At 64.3% G+C, this 6,293-nt stretch carries 5 protein-coding genes and 1 pseudogene; 5 read left to right on the top strand and 1 reads right to left on the bottom strand.

Features of this window, described 5'->3' with window-relative positions:
• Positions 1 to 161: 161 nt before the first annotated feature.
• The 4 genes and pseudogenes from AB0H42_RS35255 (at position 162) to AB0H42_RS35240 (ending at position 4,027) form a co-directional block, all read left to right on the top strand.
• Entirely contained in the window at positions 162 to 1,445 is a 1,284-nt protein-coding gene (locus AB0H42_RS35255; protein ID WP_357064121.1) for an IS256 family transposase, read from the top strand.
• Positions 1,364 to 1,756, top strand: coding sequence for a CPBP family intramembrane glutamic endopeptidase (locus tag AB0H42_RS35250; protein ID WP_357064118.1), 393 nt, complete (start codon positions 1,364 to 1,366; stop codon positions 1,754 to 1,756). Before AB0H42_RS35255 ends, AB0H42_RS35250 begins: the two co-directional genes overlap by 82 nt.
• Positions 1,757 to 1,880: 124 nt before the next feature.
• Positions 1,881 to 2,666: a MerR family transcriptional regulator gene (locus tag AB0H42_RS35245; RefSeq protein ID WP_357064115.1), complete on the top strand. Its 786-nt coding sequence runs from the start codon at positions 1,881 to 1,883 to the stop codon at positions 2,664 to 2,666.
• 207 nt (positions 2,667 to 2,873) lie between these two features.
• Positions 2,874 to 4,027 (top strand): annotated as a pseudogene (locus AB0H42_RS35240) (IS3 family transposase).
• Positions 4,028 to 4,153: 126 nt separating this feature from the next.
• Here the strand turns inward: AB0H42_RS35240 and AB0H42_RS35235 are convergent.
• On the bottom strand, positions 4,154 to 4,981 hold the full coding sequence (locus AB0H42_RS35235) for a nuclear transport factor 2 family protein (RefSeq protein ID WP_357064112.1): 828 nt from the start codon (positions 4,979 to 4,981) through the stop codon (positions 4,154 to 4,156).
• A 64-nt stretch (positions 4,982 to 5,045) separates the two neighbouring features.
• Here AB0H42_RS35235 and AB0H42_RS35230 point away from each other — a divergent pair, with 64 nt between their 5' ends.
• The gene (locus tag AB0H42_RS35230; protein ID WP_357064110.1) at positions 5,046 to 6,056 is read left to right on the top strand and encodes a YafY family protein; all 1,011 of its coding nucleotides are present in this window, start codon (positions 5,046 to 5,048) and stop codon (positions 6,054 to 6,056) included.
• Positions 6,057 to 6,293 lie beyond the last annotated feature (237 nt).

Here is a 6,293-nt window from a genome sequence, read left to right as displayed (position 1 = left end):
ACTCAACACGCTCGCGCTGTTTTATGGTGAGCGGATAACTGGGAATTAAACGGAACGGTCACTGTTCCGCCCACAAAAATTCTGACACTCTCGTCCGGGACTGTGGATTTAACGGTGTTTCCGGCCTGATTCGCTGACCGGATGGTCAGCGGGAAGGTGCCGTGATGACGACACTTGATGCCGTGGCAAGGAAGAAGGCCGAAGCGTCGGCCGAGCAGTTGGCGGCGGCGGAGCTGGTCCGGATGGCCAAGGAACAAGGACTGTCCTTGACCGGGCCCGAGGGGCTGCTCCAGCAGTTCACCAAGACAGTCCTCGAGACCGCGCTCAACGAGGAAATGACCGAGCACCTGGGGTTCGAGCCGAACCAGGCGCCCGAGGATCGGGAATCGGCCAACGTGCGTAACGGCACCCGGTCGAAGACGGTGCTGACCGAGACGACCGGCCCGGTGCCGATCGAGGTTCCCCGCGACCGGGATGGCAGTTTCGAGCCTCAGATCGTGAAGAAACGGCAGCGCCGGTTGACCGGGGTCGATGAGATCGTGCTGTCGCTGTATGCGAAAGGCCCGACCACCGGGGAGATCTCGGCGCATTTCGCCGAAATCTATGGTGCGTCGGTGTCCAAGGAAACCATCTCGCGGATCACCGACAAGGTGGTCGCGGAGATGCAGGAATGGTCCAGCCGGCCCCTCGACGAGGTGTATGCCGCGATCTTCATCGACGCCATCGTGGTCAAGATCCGGGATGGCCAGGTTGCCAACCGGCCGATCTATGCCGCGATCGGGGTCACCGTGACCGGGGAGAAAGACATTCTCGGGCTCTGGGCCGGCGCCGGTGGTGAAGGCGCGAAGTTCTGGATGAGCGTGCTCACCGAAATCCGTAACCGCGGCGTCAAGGACGTGTTCTTCCTGGTCTGCGACGGTTTGAAAGGCCTGCCGGAAGTGGTCGGGAACGTGTGGCCGCTGGCCACGGTCCAAACCTGCATCATCCATCTGATCCGCAACACCTTCCAGCTGGCCGGCCGTCAGCACTGGGACGCGTTGAAACGCGACGTGAAACCGATCTATACCGCGGTCAACGCTGCGGCCGCCCGGGCAGCGCTGGATGAGCTGACCGAGCGGTGGGGCTCGAAATACGGGGCCATCGTGCGTCTCTGGGAGAACACGTGGGAGGAATTCATCCCGTTCCTCGACTACGACATCGAGATCCGGAAGGTGATCTGCTCGACCAACGCCATCGAATCGCTCAACGCGCGCTATCGGCGGGCGATCAAGGCCAGAGGTCATTTCCCCACCGAGCAGGCCGCCCTGAAATGCCTGTATCTGGTGACGCGTTCGCTCGACCCGACCGGGGCCGGTCGGGCACGATGGACGATGCGCTGGAAGCCCGCGGTCAACGCCTTCGCGATCACCTTCGCCGACCGCTGGCCCGACGCCCGAACCTACTGAGAGAAACCGCCGGAAACACCGTTACCGAGATAGTCCCCCTCCCGCTCATCGAGGAGCTGTACTTCCGCGGTTTCCTGCTGCCCCGCATCGCACACTTGGGTGGATGGGCGCCGGTGCTCAGCACGGTTTTGTTCGCGCTGTACCACTTCTGGTCGCCGTGGGTGTTCGTGTCGCGGGTGATCTTCACGTTCCCGGGGTACTGGTTCGCGTGGCGGCACAGAGACATCCGGCTGTCGATCGGAATGCACGTCGGCGTGACCTCGATCGTGGCGACGCTCGGCACTATCGCCGTTGCACTGAACCTCATCTAGTGGCGCGGTGGTTGCGCTGTGGTGTGTGTGCCGCTCCGTCGTATCGGATGGCTGTTGAGGTGGAAATCCCGGCGGCCGCCGGTGCGCACGGTCGCCGGGTTCGAGGACAAGGCAGGCTGAGCAGATGAGGAACGGAGTCACGATCGGGCAGGCGGCCGCATTCGTCGGTGTCACGGTGAAGACGGTGCGGCACTACCACAAGCTCGGCCTGGTCGAAGAGCCCGAACGCGACAGCTCCGGTTATCGGCGGTACGGATCGGCCGATCTGTTGCGACTGGTGCAGGTCCGGACACTGGCCGCCGCCGGGGTGCCGCTGGCCGAGATCGGATCCGTGCTCAACGCCGACGCCACGCAGTTGGCGACCGCGCTCGCCGACGTCGGGCGGCAGCTCACCGAACGGATCGAGGAGTTGATCGCGCGGCGTGACACGCTGGACCGGCTCGTCGATGGCGACCAGGCGCTGCTGGGCGACCGCGCTGTGGCGCTGTTGGAGCGGATGGCCGGCCTCGGCTTCCCCGCGGGCGAGGTGGCGAACGCCCGGGAGGGCTGGATATTGGCCAAAGTCCTTGTCCCCGACGGCTTCGACGACTACCTCGCCCATGTCGAGCATGCCCTCGACGACCCCCGGTACGTCGCCTTGATCAAGCGCGCTGCCGAGGCCGCCGCCTGGGAGCCGGACGATCCCCGCGTCGCCGAGCTCGCCACCGCCATGGCCGAGCACTACCTCGCCAACCCCGCACACCTGAAGATCGTGACCGCTCTGCAAGCCCGCACCGAGGCCGCGACCCGGTACACGCTGATCGCGCGCCACGGCGAAGAGCAGACATCGGCCACGACGCGGGCGGCCGCAGTTTTCGAGAACGAGCTCCGCGCCGCCGGCATCCATATCCCCAGACCGGACGCCCGTTGACCGCGCCGTGCTCTGGTCCTTCCCGCAGACACCGCTGGAGCGACTGCACGGCGTCCGGGATCCGCCCACGATCAGCACCGTGCCAGGGGGCAGCCAAGATAAGCCGGTGAGGTTCCCCCGCATTGTTGGAGTGATTGATGTTCCCCCGGTTTTCCGGAGTTGGTTTGCTTGACTCTTGGTCACGAAGTCATCGAAGGAGACTTGTTCGTGCCAAGGCGTTATCCCGAGGAGTTCCGTCGTAAGGTCCTGGATCTGGTCGCTGCTGGCCGACCGGTCGCGCAGGTAGCCGCGGATCTGGGTATCAGCGACCAGACGATTTATGTCTGGCGCAAACAGGAATTGATCGACACCGGACAGATACCGGGCGCAACGAGCGCCGAGCAGTCCGAACTGATCGCAGCCAAGCGCCGCATCCGCGAGCTCGAGCACGAGGTCGCCATCCTGAAAAGGGCTCGTGAGCTGCTGAAAGAACAGGCCAGCGGCCCAAAAGGCGTTACGCGGCCATAGCCACGATCTCCAGCGAGGGATTGCCGGTGCAGGTCGCGTGCCGGCTGTTGGACGTCTCCGAGTCCGGTTTCTACCACTGGAGATCACGTCCGCCTTCGCAACGAGCGATCCGCCACGCCTGGCTCACTGATCAGATCCGCGCGGTCCACGCCGCTTCCCGCGGCACCTACGGTGCTCCGCGGGTGCACGCCGAGCTCACCCTCGGTCTCGGTATCGGGGTCGGCTACAACCAGGTCGAACTGTTGATGGCCCGCGCCGGGATCAAAGGACTGCCCGGGGTCAAACGGGCCCGGCCACGGCATCAGACCCCGACCGCCGGTGACCTGGTCGACCGGGCTTTCACCCGGTCACAGCCGAACCAGTTGTGGGTTACCGACATCACCGAGCACTACACGAGGGAAGGAAAGGTCTACTGCGCGGTCGTGCTCGACACCTACTCACGGCGGGTAGTCGGCTGGTCCATCGACTCGACCCAAACCGCGGCACTGGTCACGAACGCTCTCGGGATGGCGATATCGAACCGCTCGCCGGAGCCGGGCACGATCATTCATTCCGACCACGGCGTTCAATTCACGTCCTGGGCCTTCACCGACCGGGCCCGCAAATCTGGGCTGGTCCCGTCGATGGGCTCGATCGGCGACTGCTACGACAACGCCGTGATCGAATCATTCTGGGGCAGAATGCAAACCGAACTCTTGAACCGGCAACGCTGGAGAACCCGGATCGAGCTGGCGAACGCGATTTTCGAGTACCTCGAGATCTTCCACAACCGGCGCCGCCGTCACTCAGCACTCGGTATGCGGACCCCGATCGAGTACGAGATGATGCAACCGTCCATCCAACCCGTGGCCTGAAGTCCAGTATCTCGACTCCATGAAACCGGGGGAACATCAAGCCCTCCAAGGAAGCGGGGGAACCTCACGCCGAGGAAGCCGCAGGATCGCCGATCGGACCCGGCCCGGATTGTCGATGTCTTCGGGTCAGTCGGTTGTTCGGCGGTGTATCGGTTGCCCGGCAAGGGCTTCGGTGACGGTGAGGCTGTCTTCGTACACGGCGTATCGGGTGATCAGCCCGTTTGTGACTGTGAGGTGGAGCGCGCACAGAGCCGTGTAGGGCTGGCGTGTGGTTTTGACCGTCTGGCGGATATCGCCGAGCACGATCGCGTTTCGGCCGTCGACCAGTACTTGTGATGCTTTTCCCGCCGTTTCCTCTGGGATGTGGAAGGCGGCTATTGCTCGGAAGTGGTCGGCGACGTCGGTGCGGGTGGAGCGAGGACGGATCCACGGCACCGCCGGGTGGCCGTCGACCGGCCAGTTCAATTCCCATTCGACGTGTTCGGCGAACAGTTCGGCGATTCGGTCCGGGTCGCCCTCCGCCAGTCGGTGGAGGAACTTCTGCACGGTGGCGCGAGTGCTCGTGTTCGTCTCGGCCGGGGTGCTGACGGTGAACTGGTGGTCGGATCGGATGAGCCCGTTCTTTCCGAGGGTGACGAAGGTGCGGCCGGTCCAGGCGATGTCTCCTCCTGCTTCGGGGCCCATGTGGGTGGTGAAGGTGACCAGGTCGTGGTGGCCGGTCGCGTCGCCCGCGGTCCAGAAGATGTTGCCCGCATCGCGCACCAGCGTGTCGTGCGCCTCGGAAATGCGCGCTTCGAGGGCGTCGTGACCCTGGTACCGCGCGGACTCGTTGGTCTCCACACCGTCCACATCCCACAGGCCGGCGATGAGACGACGGCGCACCACCGGGTCCGGTTCGTTCCACACCGCGACGTAGCGGTCGACGAACTGCTCGATATCGATGTCGAAGTCCATGCATCGGACGTTATTGCTGCTTCACTGACATCTTGTGTCAGTGAAGCACGGCAGACTCGATTGCATGCGTGCGAGCCGACTCGTGTCCATCCTGCTGCTGCTACAGAACCGGGAACGGATGACGGCACAGGAACTGGCCGACGCGCTGGAGGTGTCCGTGCGCACTGTTTACCGTGACATGGAGTCTCTGAGCGCGGCGGGCGTCCCGCTGTACGGCGTATCCGGTCATGACGGCGGATACCGGATCCTCGGCGGATTCCGGACCCGGCTGACGGGACTGACCGTCGACGAAGCCGACTCGCTGTTCCTGGCCGGGATACCGACGGCCGCTGCCGACCTGGGCATGGGCCCGGTTGCCACCGCCGTGCAACTCAAGCTGATGGCCTCGCTCCCGGCCGAACTCCGCGACCGTGCCGGCCGGATCGCGCAGCGGTTCCACCTCGACGCCCCGCGGTGGTACCACGAAGCCGACCACACTCCACATCTCGGCGTGGTCGCAGACGCGGTGTGGAACAGCCACACCGTGCGGATGCGATACCTGCGCTGGACCGAACCCCACGAGATCACCCGGACCGTGCAACCCTACGGGCTGGTGCTCAAGGCCGGTCACTGGTACCTCGTGGCCTCCACCGCCGAGGAGCTCCGCACCTACCGCATCTCGCGGATCATCGATCTCCATGTCCTCGACGAGCGATTCGACCTCCCCGACGGGTTCGACCTGGCCAACTATTGGCAGGACTATCTGAAGAACTTCGACGCGCGCCGTCACCGAGACGAGGCGACTCTGCGCCTATCCCCGAACGCCTTCCACCGACTGCCCTATCTGTGGGAACCAGCCACGATCGAAGCTGCCCACCAGAGCGCAGCGCCCGATGCAGACGGCTGGACCAGGGTGACGATCCCGATCGAGTCCGCCGAACAGGCACTGCCAGAACTGCTCAAACTAGGCGCCGACGCCGAGATCCTCGGCCCACCAGCGCTCCGCGCCCACCTCACCGAAACACTCGACGCCATGACGCGCATCTACCGACGTTCGGATCGACAGTTCGCGGGCGTCGCCGACTGCGAACGATGACCCGCCGCGGGACCGTTCCACGCGTGATACTCCCCGATGCTCCGAGCCCGCAGGGTGTTCAAGAATAGGTGAATACTGAACAATCGGGCAACCATAATCATCGCCGAACAGCGATGATTCTTTGATCAGTGTCCAAAAATGCATCTTGGGCTCAACCGGTCAACGCATCACCGCGTGGATGATCATGTCGGCGTGGAGGGTTCGATGCGGGACTACGGGATGTCACCTGCTGGTCAG

This window comes from Nocardia sp. NPDC050799 (assembly GCF_040654015.1).
In the GTDB taxonomy this organism is placed as follows: domain Bacteria; phylum Actinomycetota; class Actinomycetes; order Mycobacteriales; family Mycobacteriaceae; genus Nocardia.
Note: the sequence above shows the minus strand (reverse complement) of the source record. Positions and strands in the feature narration are given on the sequence as shown.

Coding starts and splice junctions, on each gene's coding strand:
- AB0H42_RS35250 (WP_357064118.1), top strand. CDS start 1,364: ATGGACGATGCGCTGGAAGCCCGCGGTCAACGCCTTCGCGATCACCTT.
- AB0H42_RS35245 (WP_357064115.1), top strand. CDS start 1,881: ATGAGGAACGGAGTCACGATCGGGCAGGCGGCCGCATTCGTCGGTGTC.
- AB0H42_RS35235 (WP_357064112.1), bottom strand. CDS start 4,981: ATGGACTTCGACATCGATATCGAGCAGTTCGTCGACCGCTACGTCGCG.
- AB0H42_RS35230 (WP_357064110.1), top strand. CDS start 5,046: ATGCGTGCGAGCCGACTCGTGTCCATCCTGCTGCTGCTACAGAACCGG.